Origin of the sequence: Pantoea sp. USHLN256, from assembly GCF_037149875.1 — a bacterium.
Lineage (GTDB): Bacteria > Pseudomonadota > Gammaproteobacteria > Enterobacterales > Enterobacteriaceae > Pantoea > Pantoea nemavictus.
In genome coordinates, this window is record NZ_JBBCQO010000012.1 from 107,912 (window position 1) to 129,362 (window position 21,451).

Here is a 21,451-nt window from a genome sequence, read left to right on the forward strand (position 1 = left end):
CATGACGAGTTCAGTGGGCGCGGGAACGCCGATCAAGCAGTTGCATAAATTTGGTGGCAGTAGCCTGGCCGACGCACGTTGCTATCAGCGCGTGGCCAGCATCATGGCGGATTACAGTCAGCCAGGCGACTTAATGGTGGTCTCTGCCGCAGGCAGCACCACTAACCAGTTGATTAGCTGGCTGAAATTAAGCCAGAGCGATCGCTTATCTGCCCATCAGGTGCAACAGGCTTTACGGCGCTTTCACAGCGAGCTCATTGCTGCGCTGCTGCCTGCTGAATATGCCGAAACCCTGACCTCTACCTTTATACGCGATCTGGAACGTTTGGCGGCGCTGCTCGACGGCCCCCTCACCGACGCGGTTTATGCCGAAGTGGTCGGTCACGGCGAAATCTGGTCGGCGCGTTTAATGGCTGCCGTGCTGAGCCAGCGCGAAATCGAAGCCGCCTGGCTCGATGCGCGCGACTTCCTGCGTGCCGAACGTGCCGCGCAGCCGCAGGTTGATGAAGGTAAATCCTGGCCGCTGCTGCAGGAGCTATTGACGCAGCATCCGCATAAGCGCCTGGTGGTAACCGGATTTATCAGCCGCAGCGAAGCGGGTGAAACCGTGCTGCTGGGCCGGAACGGCTCGGACTACTCGGCCACGCAGATTGGCGCCCTGGCGGGCGTGGGTCGCGTCACCATCTGGAGTGATGTGGCGGGCGTGTATAGCGCCGATCCGCGTAAAGTCTCTGATGCGTGCCTGCTGCCGCTGCTGCGTCTGGATGAAGCCAGCGAATTGGCGCGTCTGGCGGCGCCGGTGCTGCACACCCGCACTTTGCAGCCGGTCGCCAATAGCGATATCGATTTGCAGCTGCGTTGCAGCTATCAGCCGGAGCAGGGCTCAACGCGCATTGAGCGCGTGCTGGCATCTGGCACCGGTGCGCGCATCGTCACCAGCCACGATGATGTGTGCCTGGTGGAGATTGAGATCCCCGCCAATCACGATTTCAAAACGCAGCAGAAAGAGATCGATCTGCTGCTGAAGCGCGCGCAGCTGCGTCCGCTGGCGATGGGGATTCATCCCGATCGTCGTCTGCTGCAGCTGTGTTACACCTCGGAAGTGGTGAATAGCGCCTTTAATCTGTTGCAGGATGCCGCCTTGCCGGGCCATCTGCAGCTGCGCGACGGCTTAGTGCTGGTGGCGCTGGTCGGTGCAGGCGTGACGCGTAATCCGCTGCACAGCCATCGCTTCTGGCAGCAGATCAAAGATCAGCCGGTGGAGTTTGTCTGGCAATCAGAAGATCACATCAGCATCGTAGCGGTGTTGCGCGTTGGCCCAACTCAGCACCTGATTCAGGGCTTGCATCAGTCGCTGTTCCGCGCCGAGAAACGCATCGGTTTGATGCTGTTCGGCAAAGGCAACATTGGTTCACGCTGGCTTGAGCTGTTTGCCCGCGAGCAGGAATCCTTGTCTGCGCGTACTGGATTTGAGTATGTGCTGGCGGGCGTGGCGGACAGCAACCGCAGCCTGCTGAGCTACGACGGTCTGGAAGCCAGCCGTGCGTTGGCCTTCTTTGATGACGAAGCTGTAGAGCGCGATGAAGAGTCGCTGTTTCTGTGGATGCGTGCGCACCCGTTTGATGATTTAGTGGTGCTGGACGTCACCGCCAGCGAGCAGCTGGCGCAGCAGTATCACGATTTCGCCAGCCACGGTTTCCACGTTATCAGCGCCAATAAGGTCGCCGGTGCCGCGAGCGGCCAGAGTTGGCGTCAGGTGCGTGATGCCTTCGCCAAAACCGGTCGCCACTGGCTGTACAACGCCACCGTGGGTGCCGGTTTGCCGGTCAATCACACGGTGCGCGATTTACGTGAAAGCGGCGACAGCATTCTGGCTATCAGCGGCATTTTCTCTGGCACGCTTTCCTGGCTGTTCCTGCAGTTTGACGGCACGGTGCCGTTTAGCGAGCTGGTCGATCAGGCATGGCAGCAAGGCTTGACCGAACCGGATCCGCGCGTGGATTTATCCGGCCAGGACGTGATGCGCAAGCTGGTGATTCTGGCGCGTGAGGCGGGCTACGATATCGAGCCGGATCAGGTGCGGGTGGAATCGCTGGTGCCGTCGATTTGCGAGGGCGAGTCGATTGATCACTTCTTCGAAAACGCCGATGAGCTGAATGAGCAGATGCTGCAGCGGCTGGAAGCGGCGCAGGAGCTTGGTCTGGTGCTGCGTTACGTGGCGCGTTTCGATGCCAATGGCAAAGCGCGCGTCGGCGTGGAAGCGGTGCGTCCTGAGCATCCGCTGGCCGCGCTGCTGCCGTGCGATAACGTGTTTGCCATCGAAAGCCGCTGGTATCGTGATAACCCGCTGGTGATTCGTGGGCCGGGCGCAGGTCGTGATGTTACGGCCGGCGCGCTGCAGTCCGATATCAATCGCCTTGCGCAATTGCTGTAACCTGCCTCAGCATGCAGACGGCATCGTCCGTCTGCATGTTTCATCTTCTCCCCGCATCATGAAACGCTTTCATCCTGATTGAAGATTTGTCACGCCTGTTCATTAATTTTCAGTTGACGCTAACGCGCTAATGGTTCATTTTGTGCATCTGGACGTCTAAACGTATGGATGTTCGCGAGCCGCAAAATAATCGATATGTGATGATGAGGTAATCAGGATGAGTTTCTTTCATGCCAATCAACGCGAAGCGTTGAACCAGAGCCTGGCTGAGCTGAACGGGCAAATTAATGTCTCTTTCGAATTTTTCCCGCCACGCACCAGTGAAATGGAAGAAACCTTGTGGAGCTCAATTGATCGTTTGAGCAGCCTGAAGCCAAAATTCGTCTCCGTAACATACGGTGCCAACTCGGGCGAGCGCGATCGCACGCACAGCATCATTAAAGGCATCAAGGATCGCACCGGTCTGGAAGCGGCGCCGCATTTAACCTGTATCGATGCCACGCGCGATGAACTGCGCGGGATTGCGCGGGATTACTGGGATAGCGGTATTCGTCATATCGTCGCGCTGCGCGGTGATTTACCGCCGGGCAGCGGCAAACCGGACATGTACGGTTCCGATCTGGTTGAACTGCTAAAAGATGTCGGCGATTTTGATATTTCCGTGGCGGCCTATCCGGAAGTGCACCCCGAAGCCAAAAGCGCGCAGGCCGATCTGATTAACCTGAAGCGTAAAATTGATGCCGGGGCTAACCGCGCGATCACCCAATTCTTCTTCGACGTTGAAAGCTATCTGCGCTTCCGCGATCGCTGTGTCGCAACGGGTATTGATGTTGAAATCGTGCCGGGCATTTTGCCGGTCTCTAACTTCAAGCAGCTGCAACGCTTCGCTACCATGACTAACGTGCGTGTGCCGGGTTGGATGAGCGCAATGTTTGCAGGTCTGGATAACGATCCGGAAACGCGCAAAATGGTTGGCGCGAGTGTCGCCATGGACATGGTCAAAATCCTGTCGCGTGAAGGGGTGAAGGATTTCCACTTCTATACGTTGAACCGCGCCGAATTGAGTTATGCCATTTGTCACACGCTGGGCGTGCGTCCGGCTATTGGTGGTTAAAATTGGCGGTCGCCATGAATGGCGACCCTACGAAATCCAATAAAAAAAAGGAGCCGGTTGGCTCCTTTTTCACATCATGTGGGGAGATTAACCCGTATTACGCATCCCCGCCGCGACACCGGCAATCGTCACCATCAGCGCTTGCTCAACGCGCGCATCAGGCTCGTCACCGCGCTCTTCCTGTGCGCGTGAACGATGCAGCAATTCAGCCTGCAACACGTTCAGCGGATCGGTATAGACGTTACGCAGCGCGATCGATTCGGCAATCCACGGTTGGTCAGCCATCAGGTGCGCATCGTTGGCGATGGTCAGCACCGCTTTAATATCCGCATCCAGCTGATCGCGTAGCTGCTTGCCGAGCGGCCACAGCGACTTATCCACCAGACGCTGATCGTAGTATTCCGCCAGCCACAGATCGGCTTTCGAGAACACCATCTCCAGCATGCCAAGACGCGTCGAGAAGAACGGCCAGTCGCGGCACATGGTTTCCAGCTCATCCTGATGCCCTTCATCCATCGCTTTTTGCAGCGCGGCACCGGCACCGAGCCATGCCGGCAGCATCAGGCGGTTCTGCGTCCAGGCGAAGATCCACGGAATGGCACGCAGCGACTCCACACCGCCGGTTGGGCGACGCTTAGCCGGACGTGAACCCAGCGGCAGTTTGCCCAGTTCCTGCTCAGGCGTAGCCGAACGGAAATACGGCACGAAGTCCGGATTCTCACGCACATAGCCGCGATACATCGCGCAAGAGTGCGCTGACAAACCGTTCATGATCTCCTGCCATTCGCGTTTTGGTTCTGGCGGTGGCAGCAGGTTGGCTTCCAGAATCGCACCGGTATACAGCGACAGGCTGGCGATAGTGACTTCTGGTAAACCGTATTTGAAGCGAATCATCTCGCCCTGTTCGGTCACGCGCAGACCGCCTTTCAGGCTGCCCGGTGGTTGTGACAGCAGCGCGGCATGTGCCGGTGCGCCACCACGACCAATTGAGCCACCGCGTCCGTGGAACAGCGTCAGCGTGATGCCGGCGCTCTCACAGGTTTTGATCAGCGCGTCCTGCGCCTGATATTGCGCCCAGCTGGCAGCCATCACACCGGCATCTTTCGCTGAGTCGGAATAGCCAATCATCACCATCTGTTTGCCATTGATAAAGCCGCGATACCAGTCGATGCTCAGCAGCTGCGTCATCACGTCGTTGGCGTTGTTCAGGTCATCGAGGGTTTCAAACAGCGGCGCCACCGGCATGGCGTAAGGAATACCGGCTTCTTTCAGCAGCAGATGTACCGCCAACACGTCCGACGGCGTTTTCGCCATTGAGATCACGTAGGAGGCAATCGAACCCTGCGGCGCTTCGGCCACCACTTTGCAGGTGTCGAGCACTTCGCGCGTCTCATCGCCCGGTTCCCACTGATGCGGCAACAGCGGACGCTTGGAATTCAGTTCGCGGATCAGGAAGGCTTGTTTATCGGCTTCTGACCAGCTTTCGTAGTCACCGAGGCCGAGATAACGCGTCACTTCGGCAATCGCCTGGGTATGGCGGGTGCTCTCCTGACGGATATCAATACGCACCAGCGGCACGCCAAAGCACTTCACGCGGCGCAGCGTATCCAGCAGCTGGCCATTGGCGATGATGCCCATGCCGCACTGTTGCAGAGATTGATAGATGGCAAATAGCGGATCCCACAGCTGATCGTTAGAAACCAGCAAATCGGCCGGACGCGGCAGGCGCTCGCCTTTCAGACGACGGCCCAGATAGGCCTGGGTCGTCATCAGCTGGCTGCGGATACGCTTCAGAACCATACGATACGGCTCCAGCGCTTCGGGATCGCCGCACAGTTCGCGTACTTCGTCGCTGCACTCGGACATCGACAATTCAGACACCAGCACGCCAATATCACGCAGGAACAGGTCCGCAGCTTTCCAGCGGCTCAGCTGCATCGCGTGGCGGGTAATCGGCGCGGTAACGTTTGGGTTGCCATCACGGTCGCCGCCCATCCACGAGGTAAATTTGATCGGCACGAAATCAACCGGCAGTTTAATGCCAAAGGTCTCTTCGACTTGTTCATTCAGCTCACGCAGGAAGGCAGGTACGCCTTGCCACAGGCTGTTTTCCACCACGGCAAAGCCCCATTTGGCTTCATCGATAGGCGTGGGGCGATATTTACGGATCTCGTCGGTGTGCCAAGCTTGCGCCACCAGCTGGCGCAGACGACGCATTACCTGCGTACGCTCGTAGTCAGAGATATCGCTGTGATCGAGTTGCTGTAAACAGCTGTTCACTTCGCCTAGCATATGGATCAGCGTGCGGCGGGTAATTTCAGTTGGGTGCGCGGTCAGCACCAGCTCCAGCGACAGCTCTTCAATCGACTGGCGGATAGCCGCTTCGCTAATATCACCTTGCTGTTTCAGACGCTCGAAGGTCTTCTTCAGCAGCTCAGGATGATTCGCGCCCTCGCCGCTGCGGGAAATGGTTTGATACTGCTCAGCGACGTTGGTGAGATTAAGGAACTGGCTAAACGCACGCGCAACCGGCAGCAGCTCGTCATTCGACAGATTTTGCAGCGTGGTCAGCAGTTCCTGACGATGGGTGTCATTTCCCGCACGGGATGACTTAGAGAGTTTACGGATGGTCTCCACCTGGTCGAGGATGTTCTCTCCTAGTGCATCCTTAATCGTATCCCCGAGCAGTTTGCCGAGCATACTGACATTACTTCGCATTGCGGAATATTGTTCGTTCATTGGACCCTGACACCCTCATCATCTTTTTAAATATCCCCACGGGAATTATCCACGGGCATAACATCGTCTTTTATCTAGCCACGTATCTACCTGCACGTCAATTGCCTTAAATCCGTGTAAATGTGCTGCTAAATAGCGGAAATTCAAAGAATTTGCTTGGAGCGAAGCGAGATAAGTTATTCTTATTATCAAATCCCGAACAATGACGGGGCAATTTGCTGATTTAACAGTGAAATGCCCCATCTGTTGTTCATCAATGACAAAAATGCTGCACCACTTGGGTGATAAGCGCATGAGTCGGCTTGATAAATGCGGTATCAATAAACTCATCTGGCTGGTGGGCTTGATTGATCGATCCCGGGCCTAAAACCAGCGTTGGGCACAATTGCTGGATAAAGGGCGCCTCAGTGCAATAGTTCACTACCTCGGTTGGCACGCCGAGCAGCTTCTCCACCACCTGCACCAGCTCGTGATCGGCAGGGCATTCGTAGCCTGGAATCGGAGGATGCAGCTCGCCCACGGTTAAACGTCCTGGCCAGCGCGCGCTGACCGGCGCCAGCGCATCATTCAGCAGACCATCCAAATCGCTCAGGGTTAAGCCCGGCAGCGGGCGAATATCCATGTGCAATTCACAGCAGGCGCAGATGCGGTTGGCCGCGTCGCCACCATGAATATGACCAAAGTTCATGGTTGGATAAGGAATGGCAAAACCATCGTGGTTGTAACGCTCTTTCAGCGTGTTACGCAGCTGCATCAGCTGGGTAATGGATTCGTGCATCAGTTCGATGGCGTTCACGCCGCGCGACGGATCGCTGGAGTGGCCCGATTGCCCCTGAATACGGATTACATTCGACAGATGGCCTTTATGCGCGCGCACCGGCTTGAGCGACGTTGGCTCGCCGATGATGGCGCAATCGGGACGCAGCTGGGTCGATTCAGAGAAATACTTTGCGCCCGCCATGGTGGTCTCTTCATCAGCGGTCGCCAGAATGTAGAGCGGCTTGCTGAGTTTGGTCACGTCAACGTCACGCAGCGTATCCAAAATAAAGGCGAAGAAACCTTTCATATCCGCGGTGCCCAAGCCGTAAAGCTTGTTGTCGTGTTCGGTCAGCGTGAAGGGATCGCGCGTCCAGCGGCCATCATCGTAGGGTACGGTATCGGTATGACCGGCCAGCAACAGACCGCCTGCGCCCAATCCACTGCGCGCCAGCATATTGAATTTATGCCGCGTGCCAGGCACCGGCTGCACTTCTACACTGAAGCCAATATCGCGGAACCAGCCGGCCAGCAAATTGATTAAAGTTTCATTACTCTGATCCAGTGCGCTGTCGGTTGCGCTGATTGATGGCGTGGCAATCAACTGGCGGTAGAGTTCGATAAAAGGTGGTAATTTTGTCTTCACTGTTGACGGTCCTTGGGTTAGGATGTATCAATATTCATGCATTAATAGTGAATAAAAATACAATAACGTCGCTTGCATGTGAAGCATCAAATCTTCTGCAAACGGCATCCTGGGCAACGGGGCAAGGCCGCGACCCGATACGTGTGACTGTAATAAGGTATACAGCCTGATGTTGAATACGCTGATCGTTGGTGCCAGTGGTTACGCTGGCGTAGAGCTTGCCACCTACCTGAATCGCCATCCGCATATGAACATAACCGCTTTGGCGGTTTCAGCGCAAAGCCCGGATGCTGGAAAGTTATTGTCGGATTTGCATCCGCAGCTCAAAGGCATTGTCGATTTGCCGCTGCAGCCGCTGAGCGAAGCCTCGGAATGGGCCGATAAAGTGGATGTGGTGTTCCTCGCGACTGCGCACGAAGTCAGCCACGATCTGGCACCCGAATTCCTCAAAGCCGGTTGCGTGGTGTTTGACCTCTCTGGCGCGTTCCGCGTCAACGACGACGCTTTCTATACGCAATATTACGGTTTCAGCCATCAGCATCAGGATTGGCTGGATAAAGCGGTTTATGGCCTGGCCGAATGGCAGCACGATAAAATCAAAGATGCGCAGTTGGTTGCGGTGCCGGGTTGCTACCCAACCGCAGCACAGCTTTCGCTGAAACCGCTAATCGAGGCCGGTCTGCTTAACGATGCACAGTGGCCGGTGATTAATGCCACCAGCGGCGTGAGCGGTGCAGGACGTAAAGCCAACGTTGCCACCAGCCTCTGTGAAGTGAGCTTGCAGCCGTACGGCCTGTTTAATCACCGTCATCATCCGGAAATCGTCGCGCATCTCGGCACGCCAGTGATCTTCACGCCACATTTGGGCAGTTTCCCGCGCGGTATTTTGTCGACCACCACCTGCCGCCTGAAAGCGGGCGTGACGCAGCAGGATGTGGCCGATGCCTTCCATAACGCTTATCACGACAAGCCGCTGGTGCGCGTGTATGACAAAGGCGTTCCGGCGCTGAAAGCGGTGGTCGGTTTGCCATTCTGCGACATCGGCTTCGCCATGCAAGGCGAGCACCTGATTGTGGTCGCTGCTGAAGATAACCTGCTGAAAGGCGCCTCCTCGCAGGCGGTTCAGTGTTTGAACATTCGTTTCGGCTTCCCCGAAACGCTCTCTCTGATTTAACGAACGGATAACGCAATGAATCCATTGATCATTAAACTGGGTGGCGTGCTGCTGGATAGCGAAGAAGCGCTGGCCCGTCTGTTTGATGCCCTGCTGGCATATCGCAATGAACATCAGCGTCCGCTGATCATTGTGCACGGTGGCGGTTGCGTGGTGGACGAGCTGATGAAGAAGCTCGCGCTGCCGGTGAAAAAGAAGAACGGTTTGCGCGTGACGCCCGCCGATCAGATTGACATTATTACCGGTGCGTTAGCCGGTACCGCCAACAAAACGCTGCTGGCGTGGGCGAAGAAATATGGCATCGGCGCAGTGGGTTTGTGCCTGGGCGATGCCGGTTTGGTCAACGTTGCACAGTTCGATGAAGAACTCGGTCACGTTGGCAACGCCACGCCAGGTAATCCGGCGCTGGTGAACACGCTGCTGGCGGCAGGCTACATGCCGGTGATCAGCTCGATTGGTATCACCGACGGCGGTGAGTTGATGAACGTCAATGCTGACCAGGCCGCCACCGCGCTGGCCGCGACCATCGGTGCCGATTTAGTGCTGCTATCCGACGTCAGCGGTATTCTCGACGGCAAAGGTCAGCGCATTGAAGAGATGACTGCAGCGAAAGCGGAACAGCTGATCGCGCAGGGCATCATCACCGATGGCATGATCGTGAAAGTGAATGCGGCGCTCGATGCCGCTCGCACCCTCGGTCGCCCGGTCGATATCGCCAGCTGGCGTCATGCTGAACAACTGCCAACCCTTTTCAACGGCGTGTCGATTGGCACCCGGATTCTCGCATAATCAAGGATTAAGACATGAGCACGCAAAACATCAAAAAAATTGTTCTGGCCTACTCAGGCGGTCTGGATACTTCAGCCATCATTCCATGGTTGAAAGAGAACTATGGCGGCTGTGAAGTGGTGGCGTTTGTGGCGGATATTGGCCAGGAACGTGGCGATCTGGAAGGCGTTGAGAAGAAAGCACTGCAGTCTGGCGCTTCTGAGTGCCACGTGGTTGACCTGCGTGAAGAGTTCATCAGCGAATACGTCTATCCGGTGCTGCAGACCGGCGCCCTGTACGAAGGCACTTATCTGCTGGGCACCTCAATGGCGCGTCCGATTATCGCCAAAGCGCAGGTTGAGCTGGCACTGAAAGTGGGCGCAGATGCGCTGTGCCACGGCGCGACCGGCAAAGGTAATGACCAGGTGCGTTTCGAAACCACCTACACCGCGTTGGCACCACAGCTGAAAGTGGTTGCGCCATGGCGTGAATGGGACCTGCGTTCACGTGAAGCGCTGCTGGATTACCTGAAAGAGCGCAATATTCCGACCACCGCGTCGCTGGAAAAAATCTATAGCCGTGATGAGAATGCATGGCACATCTCCACGGAAGGTGGCGTGCTGGAAAGCCCGGCTAATGCACCGAACAAAGATTGCTGGGTGTGGACCGTTGATCCGCTGGAAGCGCCCGATCAGCCAGAAAACGTCACTGTTACCGTCGAGAAAGGCCGGGTAGTTGCGGTGAACGGCGAGAAGTTGAGCCCGTTCCAGTGCCTGGAAAAACTTAACGTGCTGGGCGCGAAACACGGCGTGGGTCGTATCGACATCGTGGAAAACCGCCTGGTGGGCATCAAGTCTCGTGGCTGCTACGAAACCCCGGGCGGCACCATCATGGTGAACGCGCTGCGTGCGGTTGAACAGCTGGTACTGGATCGCGATAGCTTCAAATGGCGCGAGCAGCTGGGCCATGAAATGTCTTACGTGGTTTACGATGGCCGCTGGTTCGCGCCACTGCGTAAATCCATTCAGGCCGCTGCCGAATCACTGGCAGCAGAGGTGAACGGCGAAGTGGTGCTGCAGCTGTACAAAGGCCAGGCCACGGCGATTCAGAAAACCTCCGCCAACAGCCTGTACTCAGAAGAGTTCGCCACCTTTGGCGAAGACGAAGTTTACGATCACCGTCACGCGGGCGGCTTTATCCGTCTGTTCTCGCTCTCTTCACGCATTCGCGCGCTGAACGAGCAGAAGAAGTAATACCGCGGCAAGCGACACATTTTGCAAGGGCGGCTTCGGGCCGCCTTTTCTATAACGGATTCAGGAGTAATTCAGATGGCACTTTGGGGCGGACGTTTTTCGCAGGCAGCAGACCAACGGTTCAAACAGTTCAACGACTCGCTGCGTTTTGACTATCGCCTGGCCGAGCAGGACATTACCGGTTCGATTGCCTGGTCAAAAGCGCTGGTCACGGTCAACGTGTTGACCCATGAAGAGCAGCAGCAGCTGGAAAGCGCGTTACATGAACTGCTGGCTGAAGTACGTGCCAATCCCGAGCAAATTCTGCAAAGCGATGCCGAAGATATTCACAGCTGGGTGGAAGGCAAGCTGATCGATAAAGTTGGCGCACTGGGCAAGAAATTGCACACCGGGCGTAGCCGTAACGATCAGGTCGCGACCGATCTGAAACTGTGGTGCAAAGAGCAGGTTGCGGTGCTGCTGGAGGCCACGCGCGAACTGCAATCGGCGCTGGTGACCACGGCCGAAGCCAATCAGGATGCGGTGATGCCGGGTTACACGCACCTGCAACGTGCGCAGCCGGTGACCTTCGCGCACTGGTGCCTGGCGTACGTTGAGATGCTGGCGCGTGATGAGAGCCGTCTGCAGGATGCGCTAAAGCGTATGGATGTCAGCCCGCTGGGTTGCGGTGCGCTGGCCGGTACCGCCTATGAGATCGATCGTCAGCAGCTGGCGGGTTGGTTAGGGTTTGCGTCTGCCACGCGTAACAGCCTCGATACCGTTTCCGATCGCGATCACGTGCTGGAGCTGCTGTCAGATGCGTCGATTGGTATGGTGCATCTGTCGCGCTTTGCTGAAGACCTAATCTTCTTCAACACCGGTGAAGCGGGCTTCCTTGAGCTGTCGGATAAAGTCACTTCCGGTTCTTCGCTGATGCCACAGAAGAAAAACCCGGATGCGCTGGAGCTGATCCGTGGCAAATGCGGTCGTGTGCAAGGTGCGCTAACCGGCATGATGATGACGCTGAAAGGCCTACCGCTGGCATACAACAAAGATATGCAGGAAGACAAAGAAGGGCTGTTCGATGCACTCGACACCTGGCTCGACTGCCTGCATATGTCGGTGCTGGTGCTGGATGGCATTCAGGTAAAACGTCCGCGCTGTCAGGAAGCCGCTGAGCAGGGTTATGCTAACTCAACGGAGCTGGCCGATTATCTGGTGGCGAAAGGTGTACCGTTCCGTGAAGCGCACCACATTGTCGGTGAGACGGTGGTCGAAGCGATCAAGCAAGGCGTAGCGCTGGAAGCGCTTACTCTGGCGCAACTTAAGCAGTTCAGTGCGGTGATTGAGGAGGATGTTTATCCGATTCTGTCGCTGCAATCCTGCCTGGATAAGCGTAATGCGCAAGGCGGCGTATCGCCACAGCAGGTCGCATTTGCCATCGGTGAAGCTCAGAAACGTTTGGGTTAAAGGCATTGCGCAATAAATTGCGCCGCTACGGTTTGTGCACATTTTTGTAGCGGCGCGATTTATCGCGCTCAGTTGATGTTCATTACGGTTACGACAAACAAAAAAAAGCGGGCACCGTTTCGGTAGCCCGCCAACCTCTAGCTTCGGAATTACATATTGTTATAGGCACATCATCAAGGGCAGGCCACTCCCGGCCAACTCTGTGATTAGGTTTAAGCAGATTGCAGGTACTGCTCCAGATCGTCGCTGCCGCCAATGTGACGACCACCGATAAATACCTGAGGCACCGTGGCGCGGCCTGATACGGCACGCAGACTCACGGTAGTGGCATCTTGCCCCAGCACGATTTCTTCAAACGCGATGCTGCGATCAATCAGCAGCTGTTTCGCTTTGGTGCAGAACGGACAGCCGGGTTTCGTGAACACCGACACCGATTCCTGCACCTTATATTCAGGAGCCAGATAGCGCAGCAGCGTATCGGCATCCGACACTTCAAACGGATCGCCCGGCTTGTTCGGCTCGACAAACATCTTCTCAATGACGCCGTTGCGCACCAGCATGGAATAACGCCATGAGCGCGGGCCAAAACCGACATCCGCTTTTTCCACCAGCATGTTCATGCCGCGGGTGAAGTCGCCATTGCCGTCCGGGATAAAGGTGATATGTTCAGCGCGCTGATCGGCCTTCCACGCATTCATGACAAAGGTATCGTTCACTGACACGCACAGAATGCTGTCTACACCGTGCTGGGCAAAGGTGCTGAACAGCTCGTTGTAGCGTGGCAGGTGGCTCGATGAGCAGGTGGGCGTAAACGCACCCGGCAGCGAGAACACGATAACGGTTTTGTCTTTAAACAGTTCGTCAGTGGTGAGATCGACCCAGCGATCGCTCTGGCGCGTGTGAAAAGTGACCTGCGGTACGGCTTTGCCTTCCTGGCTGGCGAACATATCTTTTCCTCAATTATCAGTGGACTCAATTCGATGAGGCGTATTATTCCCGTTCGCGCCTTGATAGGGCCAATCGTTCATTGCTATTCTATCTATCGCCACGGGCTATCGTGGTTTGGAGGATTTCAATGAATATTCGTGATCTCGAATACCTGGTTTCACTTGCGGAGCATCGCCATTTCCGGCGTGCAGCTGACGCATGTCATGTCAGCCAACCCACCTTAAGTGGACAGATTCGTAAGCTGGAAGATGAACTCGGTGTAATGCTGCTGGAGCGTACCAGCCGTAAAGTGTTATTCACTCAGGCTGGGCTGTTGCTGGTGGATCAGGCGCGAACCGTGCTGCGCGAAGTGAAAGTATTGAAAGAGATGGCAAGCCAACAGGGCGAAGCGATGTCTGGACCGCTGCACATTGGTTTGATTCCGACCACCGGGCCGTATCTGCTGCCGCACATCATTCCGATGCTGCATCAGACCTTCCCCAAACTCGAAATGTACCTGCACGAAGCGCAGACGCAGCAATTGCTGGCACAGCTCGACAGCGGCAAGCTGGATTGCGCCATTGTGGCATTGGTAAAAGAGAGCGAGGCCTTTATTGAGGTGCCGCTGTTTGATGAGCCGATGACGCTGGCGGTGTATGCCGATCATCCGTGGCGCGATCGCGATCGCGTGCCGATGTCAGATCTGGCCGGTGAGAAGTTGCTGATGCTGGAAGATGGGCACTGCTTGCGCGATCAGGCGATGGGCTTCTGCTTCGAAGCCGGCGCCGATGAAGATACGCATTTCCGCGCCACCAGCCTGGAAACGCTGCGCAACATGGTTGCCGCCGGTAGCGGTATTACCTTGCTGCCTGCGCTCTCTGTGCCGAATGAACGCGTGCGCGATGGTGTCTGTTATCTGCCTTGCTACAAGCCCGTGCCGCAGCGCACCATCGCGTTGGTCTATCGTCCAGGCTCACCTCTGCGCAACCGCTATGAGCAATTGGCAGAAGCAATTAAAACCCATATGCAGGGTTACCTGGAAACTTCGTTAAAACAGGCGGTTTAAGCCGTTTAACGCCGCCACACGATAGGCTTCGGCCATGGTGGGATAGTTGAAGGTGGTATTCACGAAATACTCAATCGTGTTGCCGCCGTTCTTCTGTTCCATGATGGCCTGACCAATGTGGATGATCTCCGCAGCACGCTCACCAAAGCAGTGAATCCCTAAGATCTCTTTGGTTTCGCGGTGGAACAGGATCTTCAGGCTGCCGACATGCATGCCAACAATCTGCGCACGCGCCAGGTGTTTAAACTGCGCACGACCCACTTCATACGGCACTTTCATCGCAGTAAGCTGCTGTTCAGTTTTACCCACCGAGCTGATCTCCGGAATGGTATAAATCCCGGTTGGAATATCCTCGATCAGATGAGCGGTAGCTTCACCTTTGATAATCGCCTGCGCGGCAATGCGACCCTGATCGTAAGCGGCCGAGGCCAGGCTTGGATAACCAATCACGTCGCCGACTGCATAGATGTGTGGCTGCGCGGTTTGATACATACTGTTCACTTTCAGCAGGCCACGACCATCGGCTTCCAGTCCCACGTTTTCCAGCGCCAGTGAATCGGTGTTACCAGTACGACCATTCGCGTACAGCAGGCAATCCGCTTTCACTTTCTTGCCCGATTTCAGGTGAATAATCACCCCGTCATCAACACCTTCAATTTTCTCGAACTCTTCGTTGTGACGAATCACCACGCCGCTGTTCCAGAAGTGATAGGAGAGCGAATCGGACATCTCCTGATCAAGGAACGCCAGCAGGCGATCGCGGGTGTTAATCAGGTCAACCTTGACGTTCAGGCCGCGGAAAATCGACGCATATTCACAACCGATCACGCCGGCGCCGTAGATGATGACGTGGCCAGGTTCATGGTGCAGGTTGAGGATGGAGTCGGAATCGTAAACGCGTGGATGGGTAAAATCGACATCCGTTGGATGATACGGGCGAGAACCACAAGCGATAACGAATTTCTCCGCGGTTAAGCGCTCGCGCGTGCCGTCGGGTTGTTCCACTTCGATGGTGTTGGCATCAACAAAACGCGCGTCGCCTTGATACAGTTCACAGCGGTTGCGCTCATAAAAACCCTGACGCATTGCGGTTTGCTGACTGATAACGTTCTCGGTGTGGTTCAGAATGTCGGCGAATGAGGAGCGCAGGAGTCGAGTGTGATCGCTGTAAAGTGGGTTTTGATTGAACTCGATGATACGGCTGACAGCGTGACGAAGGGCTTTGGAGGGGATGGTTCCCCAGTGAGTACAACCGCCGCCGATGTTGTGGTAGCGTTCGATCACTGCAATACGCGCTCCCTGCTTCACCAGCCCCATCGCCGCACCTTCGCCGCCCGGACCGGAGCCAATCACAATGGCATCGTAATCGTAAGACTTTTGCATACCAGTACGTCCTATTTTTTTATCACATTTTTACAACGAGATTCTAACATCTCGCCGCGCACATCTGAATTCTAACAGCGTAAATTGCTGAAGTTTGACAAAGCGTGAGGTTCACAGGCGTTCACAAAGTTTGCACCGCTGTACGCTGAAAAGTTTGTTATAGTGCCTGCCAAATCACCTAAAAGGCCGGGAAAATGGGCGTCAGAGCGCTACAAAAAGAACGTACACGACGTTCACTGATTGAAGCTGCCTTCAGTCAGTTAAGTGCAGAAAGGAGTTTTGCCAGCCTGAGCTTACGGGAAGTTGCACGTGAAGCGGGGATTGCGCCGACCTCATTTTATCGCCACTTTCGCGATGTGGACGAACTCGGTTTGACCATGGTAGATGAGAGCGGCTTGATGTTGCGCCAATTGATGCGGCAAGCACGCCAGCGCATCGCCAAGGGCGGCAGCATCATCAAAACCTCGGTGGCAACTTTTATGGAGTTCATCGGGAACAATCCCAACGCTTTTCGGCTCTTACTACGCGAACGCTCCGGAACGTCGGCAGCGTTTCGTGCCGCAGTGGCACGGGAGATTCAGCACTTTATCGCCGAACTGGCCGATTACCTTGAGCTGGAAAATCGCATGCCGCGCAGTTTCACCGAGGCGCAGGCTGAAGCCATGGTAACGATTGTGTTTAGCGCGGGTGCCGAAGCCCTGGACGTCGATATCGAACAGCGTCGTAAGCTCGAAGATCGACTGGTGCTGCAGCTGCGTATGATCGCCAAAGGTGCGTATTACTGGTATCGCCGGGAGCAAGAGCGCCTGTCGGTTACCCTGGAAAAAACCGCAGAGTAATGTGATAAGGATAAAAAAATGATTGAGCAAAACCCTCGCGATAAAGGAACGCTGTTATTAGCTTTTATCACCGGTTTAGCTATCAACGGCTCCTTTTCGGTGCTGTTCAGTACGTTTGTTCCTTTTTCGATATTCCCGTTGATTGCGCTGGGCCTGGCGGCCTGGTGTCTGCATCAGCGCTATCTCAACCGCAATATGCCCGACGGCATGCCGTCGCTGGCGGCGGCGTTCTTCCTGCTAGGGATTTTGGTGTATAGCGCGCTGGTGCGGGCTGAATACCCGGACATTGGCTCCAATTTCATCCCCACCATTCTGATGGTGGCGCTGGTGTTCTGGATTGCCATGCGCTTCCGTCGCGCGAAGAACCGGCAGTAAGAGAAAAAACGGGAACCTTAGGGTTCCCGTTTTTGTTTAGGCTTTCAGCGTCAGCAGCACGCCACACTCCATATGATGGGTGTAGGGGAATTGATCAAACAGCGCCAGCCGCGTGACATCATGGGTTTCTGCCAGCACCGCAAGGTTTTCGCACAGCGTTTGCGGATTGCAGGAGATATAAAGGATGCGCGGATACGCCTGCACCATCTTCACGGTTTCCGCATCCAGCCCGCTGCGCGGCGGATCGACGAAAATGGTTTCGCACTGATAGCTCTTCAGATCGATGCCTTCTAAGCGATTGAAGCTGCGTACGCCGTTCATCGCCTGAGTAAACTCCTCGGCGGCCATGCGAATGATCTGCACGTTATCAATGTGGTTGGCGGCAATATTGTATTGCGCAGAAGCCACCGATGGTTTGGCAATCTCCGTGGCCAATACGCGGCGGAAGTTGCGTGCCAGCGCCAGCGAGAAATTACCATTCCCGCAATAGAGTTCCAGCAGATCGCCACGCGAATCCTGCGTCACGTCCAGTGCCCACTCCAGCATCTGAATATTCATCGCCGCGTTTGGTTGGGTGAAGCTGTTCTCCACCTGACGATAAATCATCTCTTTGCCGGCGACCGGCAAGCGTTCATCGACGTAATCGCGATCGAGACAGATTTTGGTTTTGGTGGCGCGACCAATTAGCTGCACATCAAAACCTTCAGCGCGCAGGCTGTCGCGCAGGGCGCTGGCTGCTGCAGTCCACTCCTCTTCCAGCTTACGGTGATAGAGCAGCGAGATGACGATCTGGTTGCTCATGGTCGACAGGTAATCGATCTGGAATAACTTAAAACGCAGTGCGCGGTTATCCCGGATCGCATTGATCAATTTCGGCATTAGCTGGTTGATCAATTCACTGGCGGCCGGGAATTGATCGACACGAATACGTTGTTTGGTCTCCTGATCAAAGATGATGTGGTAGAGATCGTCACCGTCATGCCAGATGCGGAATTCGGCGCGCATCCGATAGTGGCTGACCGGTGAGCGGAACACCTCCACGTCGGGCGCGGCAAAGGGCACCATCATCGCCTGTAAGCGGCTGACCTTTTCCGCCAGTTGCGCGTCGTATTGTTCAATCGGGAGCTGTTCGGGTGTCATCTTTAATCCTGGTAATAAGCTGGCTTGCCGGGCGATTGTAGGCATTCAACTGCTGATGTCCAGCCCTGTGGAAAACAAGATGGCTGGAAGTCTGGATTTCCGGCCTTCCTGGCCGTAGACTGCGCCTGCCGGCCTCCTTGAGTTAAAAGGGAATCCAGTGTGAATCTGGAGCTGACGCGCAGCGGTAAAGAATGTCGTGGTGATGGCACCTATAAACACTGTCCTGCCGGATGGGAAGTTTTTCACCATTTATGATTCTCAGCCCGAAGACCTGCCGGTGTGACGTCGCAATACATACGACCATCGCGAGCTATTGGTTGTAGTCGTGCGGCATCCTGCTTCGTCTTTTGGATGCTATAACAATGAAAAACACACATGCTTCGCTGTTTGCCTTCAGTGCAACGGCGTTGTCTCTCTGGGCGCAATTTGGCTATGCCCAGCAGAATGATGATACGCAAATCGTAACGGCTAACCGCTTCGCACAGCCGGTCTCTTCGGTACTGGCTTCAACGTCTGTCGTCACGCGTGACGAGATTGATCAGTGGCAATCGAAAAACCTGCTGGAAGTGCTGCGCCGCTTACCTGGTGTGGATATCGCGCAAAGCGGCGGTATCGGTCAAAGCGCTTCTATGTATGTGCGTGGCTCGGAAGCGCGTCATACGCTGATCCTGATTGACGGTATGCCGTTTTCTAAACCCGGTATCACCGGCGTTGCTGACTTTAACCAAATCCCGGTTTCCATTATTCAGCGTGTCGAGTTTATTCGCGGTCCGCGTTCTGCCGTTTACGGTGCGGATGCGATTGGCGGCGTAGTTAACGTCATTACGCAAAACCCTAATAACCAAAATTCACTTTCAGCGGGCTTTGGCTCGAAGGGATATCAGGAGTACAGCGGCGGCATCAATCAGAACGTCACTGACCAGACGCGTTTGACGGTAGCGGGTTCTTATCAGGCCACTAACGGCTATAACGTTCAGCCCGGCTCAACGTCTGCGACCGATCGCGACCGTGATGGCTGGCGCAATAAAGCATTCTGGGCCGGCGTTGATCATAAGTTTAATGACACGTTTTCTGGCTTCTTTCGCGGTTATGGCTATGCCGCGAACTCAGATTATGATGCGGGCTATGTCGGTGGTCAGGATGAGCAGCAAATCTATAATCACTCGTTTGATACCGGCCTGCGCTTTAATCATGACGCTTACTCTTCACAACTGACCGCCAGTTATCAGAAGTACAAAATCTACAACTACGTTGGTGCTGACGGTCGCTATGCGGACTCCAACAGTTTGGATGATATGGAGCAGCGCAACCTGCAGTGGGGCAACACCCTGGCGGTGGGGCACGGTATGGTCAGCGCGGGGCTGGATTGGCAACAGCAGAAGCTGAACTCCATTGGGCAACTCTATTCTGGTGCCCCGCGTGATGAAGATGGCTATAAGCAGGATAACACCGGCGCCTATCTGACGGCTCAGCAGCAGTTTGGCAACGTTACGCTTGAAGGCTCTGCGCGCGGTGATGATAACCAAGACTTTGGTCGCCATGGCACCTGGCAAACGGCAGCGGGTTGGGAGTTTGTGCCGGGCTATAAAGCTTCACTCTCTTATGGGACAGGTTTCCAGGCACCAACGCTCGGTCAGTTATATGGTTTGAAGCGTTACGGCATTAATTCAAATCCCGATCTGAACCCGGAGAAATCAAAACAGTGGGAAGCTGCGCTGGAAGGTTTAACCGGCCCGGTTAACTGGCGTGTTGCGGCGTATCACAATAAAGTCAGCAATCTTATTACCTATGCTTCTGATCCCGTGACATTTGAGGGCGGCTATTACAATGAAAAAGCCGTTACGCTGAAAGGGATTGAAGCCACAGCTGATTTTGATACCCGCTTCCTTCATCACCAGATCACTCTGGGTTATCTGGATGCTCGCCGTGATTCTGATGGTGAAACACTGGCGCGTCGTGCGCGTGAACAAGCGAAATATCAGCTGGGTATGACGGTGTATGACTTTGATATCGACGTCATCTATCAGTACTTCGGCAAGCGCTACGATAACAACACTAGCGAATATGCGAGTGAGCAGCGTCGCTTATCTAGTTACAGCACGGTAGATCTCGCTGTCTCGTATCCGGTCACATCACAGCTCACCGTTCGTGGTAGAATTGCCAACCTGTTCGATAAAGATTATGAGACAGCGTATGGCTATCCAACTCCAGGAACGGAGTATTACCTCAGCGCCAGCTACAGCTTCTGATCTGCGTCCCACCGTGCTGGTGTTTGACTCCGGCGTCGGTGGGCTCTCCGTTTATGATGAGGTCCGACATTTATTGCCGGATCTTCACTATCTCTACGCCTTCGATAATGAAGGTTTTCCGTACGGCGAAAAATCCGAAGACTTTATTGTCGAGCGTGTGGTGGCTGTGGTGACGGCTATCACGCAGCGTTTCCCGCTGGCGCTGGTGATCATCGCGTGTAACTCTGCCAGCACCATCTCTTTACCGGCTCTGCGTGAGCGCTTCGAATTCCCGGTTGTCGGGGTGGTGCCTGCCATTAAACCTGCTGCACGCCTGACGCGTAATGGTGTGGTGGGATTGCTGGCGACGCGTGGCACGGTGAAACGTCCTTATACGCATGAGTTAGTGGCGCAGTTTGCCCGCGATTGTAAAATTGAAATGCTCGGTTCGGCTGAGCTGGTGGAGCTGGCGGAAGCCAAGCTGCATGGCGAAGATGTTGAGTTAGCTGATGTGCGCCGCGCTGTGCAACCCTGGCTACGTATGAAAGAACCGCCGGATACCGTAGTGCTGGGATGCACGCATTTCCCTTTATTGCGTGATGAATTGCAATTGGTGTTGCCGGAAGGGACGCGTTTAGTGGATTCAGGCGCGGCTATTGCACGTCGTACCGTCTGGTTATTGGATCATGAAGCGCCGCATGCTGTTTCAACCGGGCAGAATTTAGCGTTCTGTACGCGAATGGATGATGAAGTGACGAAATTATCACCGATTTTGCAGCGTTATGGCTTCCCGTTGCTGGAAAAATTAGCAGTTTAGTCGTGTTTCGCCGAAAAAATCAGCACTCGAAAATTAATTTGAAATTAGCACTTGTCAGCTCCGAAGAAATCCCTATACTGCGCCTCCACTGACACGGAACAACGGCTTACGAAGCGATGTGTTCAGGAGGTGGTCTTCAAGGCAACCTTCAGAAAAGCAAAAATAAATGCTTGACTGAGAATGCGGAAAGCGTAATATACGCATCCCGCGCCGCTAGAGAAATCGCGGCACTGCTCTTTAACAATTTATCAGACAATCTGTGTGGGCACTCGCAGGATTGATATCAGCGTCTCCGGACGCAAAAAATATCAAGTCTCACGAGTGAACACATAATGAAATTCAT

At 55.1% G+C, this 21,451-nt stretch carries 16 protein-coding genes and 1 riboswitch; of the genes, 11 read left to right on the forward strand and 5 right to left on the reverse strand.

From position 1 onward, the window contains the following. The first annotated feature begins 1 nt into the window (after position 1). Together WFL93_RS21320 and metF are read left to right on the forward strand one after the other, a co-directional pair. Positions 2-2,434: a bifunctional aspartate kinase/homoserine dehydrogenase II gene (locus tag WFL93_RS21320; RefSeq protein WP_336778991.1), complete on the forward strand. Its 2,433-nt coding sequence runs from the start codon at positions 2-4 to the stop codon at positions 2,432-2,434. Between the two features lie 217 nt (positions 2,435-2,651). After that, positions 2,652-3,548: a methylenetetrahydrofolate reductase gene (metF, locus tag WFL93_RS21325; RefSeq protein ID WP_007885407.1), complete on the forward strand. Its 897-nt coding sequence runs from the start codon at positions 2,652-2,654 to the stop codon at positions 3,546-3,548. An 87-nt stretch (positions 3,549-3,635) separates the two neighbouring features. Here metF and ppc read toward each other — a convergent pair whose 3' ends face one another. Together ppc and argE are read right to left on the reverse strand one after the other, a co-directional pair. Then, positions 3,636-6,287, reverse strand: coding sequence for a phosphoenolpyruvate carboxylase (gene ppc / locus WFL93_RS21330; protein ID WP_007885408.1), 2,652 nt, complete (start codon positions 6,285-6,287; stop codon positions 3,636-3,638). A gap of 253 nt (positions 6,288-6,540) precedes the next feature. Beyond that, positions 6,541-7,689 (reverse strand): acetylornithine deacetylase, encoded by a 1,149-nt coding sequence (argE, locus tag WFL93_RS21335; protein ID WP_336778992.1) that lies wholly within the window; start codon positions 7,687-7,689, stop codon positions 6,541-6,543. Between the two features lie 169 nt (positions 7,690-7,858). Here argE and argC point away from each other — a divergent pair, with 169 nt between their 5' ends. From argC to argH, 4 genes are all read left to right on the forward strand, one after another. Further along, positions 7,859-8,863, forward strand: coding sequence for an N-acetyl-gamma-glutamyl-phosphate reductase (gene argC / locus WFL93_RS21340; protein WP_336778993.1), 1,005 nt, complete (start codon positions 7,859-7,861; stop codon positions 8,861-8,863). Between the two features lie 15 nt (positions 8,864-8,878). Further along, on the forward strand, positions 8,879-9,652 hold the full coding sequence (gene argB, locus WFL93_RS21345) for an acetylglutamate kinase (RefSeq protein ID WP_007885411.1): 774 nt from the start codon (positions 8,879-8,881) through the stop codon (positions 9,650-9,652). 14 nt (positions 9,653-9,666) lie between these two features. Continuing rightward, positions 9,667-10,884, forward strand: a complete 1,218-nt coding sequence (locus tag WFL93_RS21350; protein WP_007885413.1) for an argininosuccinate synthase — start codon at positions 9,667-9,669, stop codon at positions 10,882-10,884. Positions 10,885-10,959: 75 nt separating this feature from the next. Next, complete coding sequence (argH, locus tag WFL93_RS21355; protein WP_336778994.1) at positions 10,960-12,333, forward strand: argininosuccinate lyase; 1,374 nt, start codon at positions 10,960-10,962, stop codon at positions 12,331-12,333. A gap of 212 nt (positions 12,334-12,545) precedes the next feature. On the opposite strand, the gene WFL93_RS21360 is transcribed toward argH, so the two are convergent. Then, on the reverse strand, positions 12,546-13,280 hold the full coding sequence (locus WFL93_RS21360; protein WP_049851608.1) for a glutathione peroxidase: 735 nt from the start codon (positions 13,278-13,280) through the stop codon (positions 12,546-12,548). 128 nt (positions 13,281-13,408) lie between these two features. On the opposite strand from WFL93_RS21360, the gene oxyR reads away from it, so the two are divergent. Beyond that, positions 13,409-14,326 carry a DNA-binding transcriptional regulator OxyR gene (gene oxyR / locus WFL93_RS21365; RefSeq protein WP_007885416.1) on the forward strand — a complete coding sequence of 306 codons (918 nt, stop codon included), beginning with the start codon at positions 13,409-13,411 and terminating at the stop codon, positions 14,324-14,326. On the opposite strand, the gene sthA is transcribed toward oxyR, so the two are convergent. Continuing rightward, positions 14,309-15,709: a Si-specific NAD(P)(+) transhydrogenase gene (gene sthA / locus WFL93_RS21370; protein WP_007885417.1), complete on the reverse strand. Its 1,401-nt coding sequence runs from the start codon at positions 15,707-15,709 to the stop codon at positions 14,309-14,311. The two genes, oxyR and sthA, sit on opposite strands and share 18 nt — an antisense overlap. Positions 15,710-15,903: 194 nt before the next feature. Between sthA and fabR the strand changes: the two genes are divergently transcribed. Beyond that, on the forward strand, positions 15,904-16,548 hold the full coding sequence (gene fabR / locus WFL93_RS21375) for an HTH-type transcriptional repressor FabR (protein ID WP_049851609.1): 645 nt from the start codon (positions 15,904-15,906) through the stop codon (positions 16,546-16,548). 18 nt (positions 16,549-16,566) lie between these two features. Further along, a complete protein-coding gene (locus tag WFL93_RS21380; protein ID WP_007885419.1) occupies positions 16,567-16,923 on the forward strand; it encodes a YijD family membrane protein in 357 nt (118 codons plus the stop codon). Positions 16,924-16,959: 36 nt separating this feature from the next. Here the strand turns inward: WFL93_RS21380 and trmA are convergent, their stop codons facing one another. Further along, entirely contained in the window at positions 16,960-18,063 is a 1,104-nt protein-coding gene (gene trmA / locus WFL93_RS21385) for a tRNA (uridine(54)-C5)-methyltransferase TrmA (protein WP_336778995.1), read from the reverse strand. A gap of 112 nt (positions 18,064-18,175) precedes the next feature. Next, a riboswitch (cobalamin riboswitch) is annotated at positions 18,176-18,357 on the forward strand. A gap of 68 nt (positions 18,358-18,425) precedes the next feature. Here trmA and btuB point away from each other — a divergent pair. Both btuB and murI read left to right on the forward strand, forming a co-directional pair. Further along, positions 18,426-20,312: a TonB-dependent vitamin B12 receptor BtuB gene (gene btuB / locus WFL93_RS21390; RefSeq protein ID WP_336778996.1), complete on the forward strand. Its 1,887-nt coding sequence runs from the start codon at positions 18,426-18,428 to the stop codon at positions 20,310-20,312. Continuing rightward, positions 20,257-21,108 (forward strand): glutamate racemase, encoded by an 852-nt coding sequence (gene murI / locus WFL93_RS21395; RefSeq protein WP_336778997.1) that lies wholly within the window; start codon positions 20,257-20,259, stop codon positions 21,106-21,108. Before btuB ends, murI begins: the two co-directional genes overlap by 56 nt. Positions 21,109-21,451 lie beyond the last annotated feature (343 nt).

What these genes read in the sequence shown, in the direction of transcription:
- WFL93_RS21320 (WP_336778991.1), top strand. Translation starts at nt 2, where the DNA reads ATGACGAGTTCAGTGGGCGCGGGAACGCCGATCAAGCAGTTGCATAAA.
- metF (WP_007885407.1), top strand. Translation starts at nt 2,652, where the DNA reads ATGAGTTTCTTTCATGCCAATCAACGCGAAGCGTTGAACCAGAGCCTG.
- ppc (WP_007885408.1), bottom strand. Translation starts at nt 6,287, where the DNA reads ATGAACGAACAATATTCCGCAATGCGAAGTAATGTCAGTATGCTCGGC.
- argC (WP_336778993.1), top strand. Translation starts at nt 7,859, where the DNA reads ATGTTGAATACGCTGATCGTTGGTGCCAGTGGTTACGCTGGCGTAGAG.
- argB (WP_007885411.1), top strand. Translation starts at nt 8,879, where the DNA reads ATGAATCCATTGATCATTAAACTGGGTGGCGTGCTGCTGGATAGCGAA.
- WFL93_RS21350 (WP_007885413.1), top strand. Translation starts at nt 9,667, where the DNA reads ATGAGCACGCAAAACATCAAAAAAATTGTTCTGGCCTACTCAGGCGGT.
- argH (WP_336778994.1), top strand. Translation starts at nt 10,960, where the DNA reads ATGGCACTTTGGGGCGGACGTTTTTCGCAGGCAGCAGACCAACGGTTC.
- WFL93_RS21360 (WP_049851608.1), bottom strand. Translation starts at nt 13,280, where the DNA reads ATGTTCGCCAGCCAGGAAGGCAAAGCCGTACCGCAGGTCACTTTTCAC.
- oxyR (WP_007885416.1), top strand. Translation starts at nt 13,409, where the DNA reads ATGAATATTCGTGATCTCGAATACCTGGTTTCACTTGCGGAGCATCGC.
- sthA (WP_007885417.1), bottom strand. Translation starts at nt 15,709, where the DNA reads ATGCAAAAGTCTTACGATTACGATGCCATTGTGATTGGCTCCGGTCCG.
- fabR (WP_049851609.1), top strand. Translation starts at nt 15,904, where the DNA reads ATGGGCGTCAGAGCGCTACAAAAAGAACGTACACGACGTTCACTGATT.
- WFL93_RS21380 (WP_007885419.1), top strand. Translation starts at nt 16,567, where the DNA reads ATGATTGAGCAAAACCCTCGCGATAAAGGAACGCTGTTATTAGCTTTT.
- trmA (WP_336778995.1), bottom strand. Translation starts at nt 18,063, where the DNA reads ATGACACCCGAACAGCTCCCGATTGAACAATACGACGCGCAACTGGCG.
- btuB (WP_336778996.1), top strand. Translation starts at nt 18,426, where the DNA reads ATGAAAAACACACATGCTTCGCTGTTTGCCTTCAGTGCAACGGCGTTG.
- murI (WP_336778997.1), top strand. Translation starts at nt 20,257, where the DNA reads ATGGCTATCCAACTCCAGGAACGGAGTATTACCTCAGCGCCAGCTACA.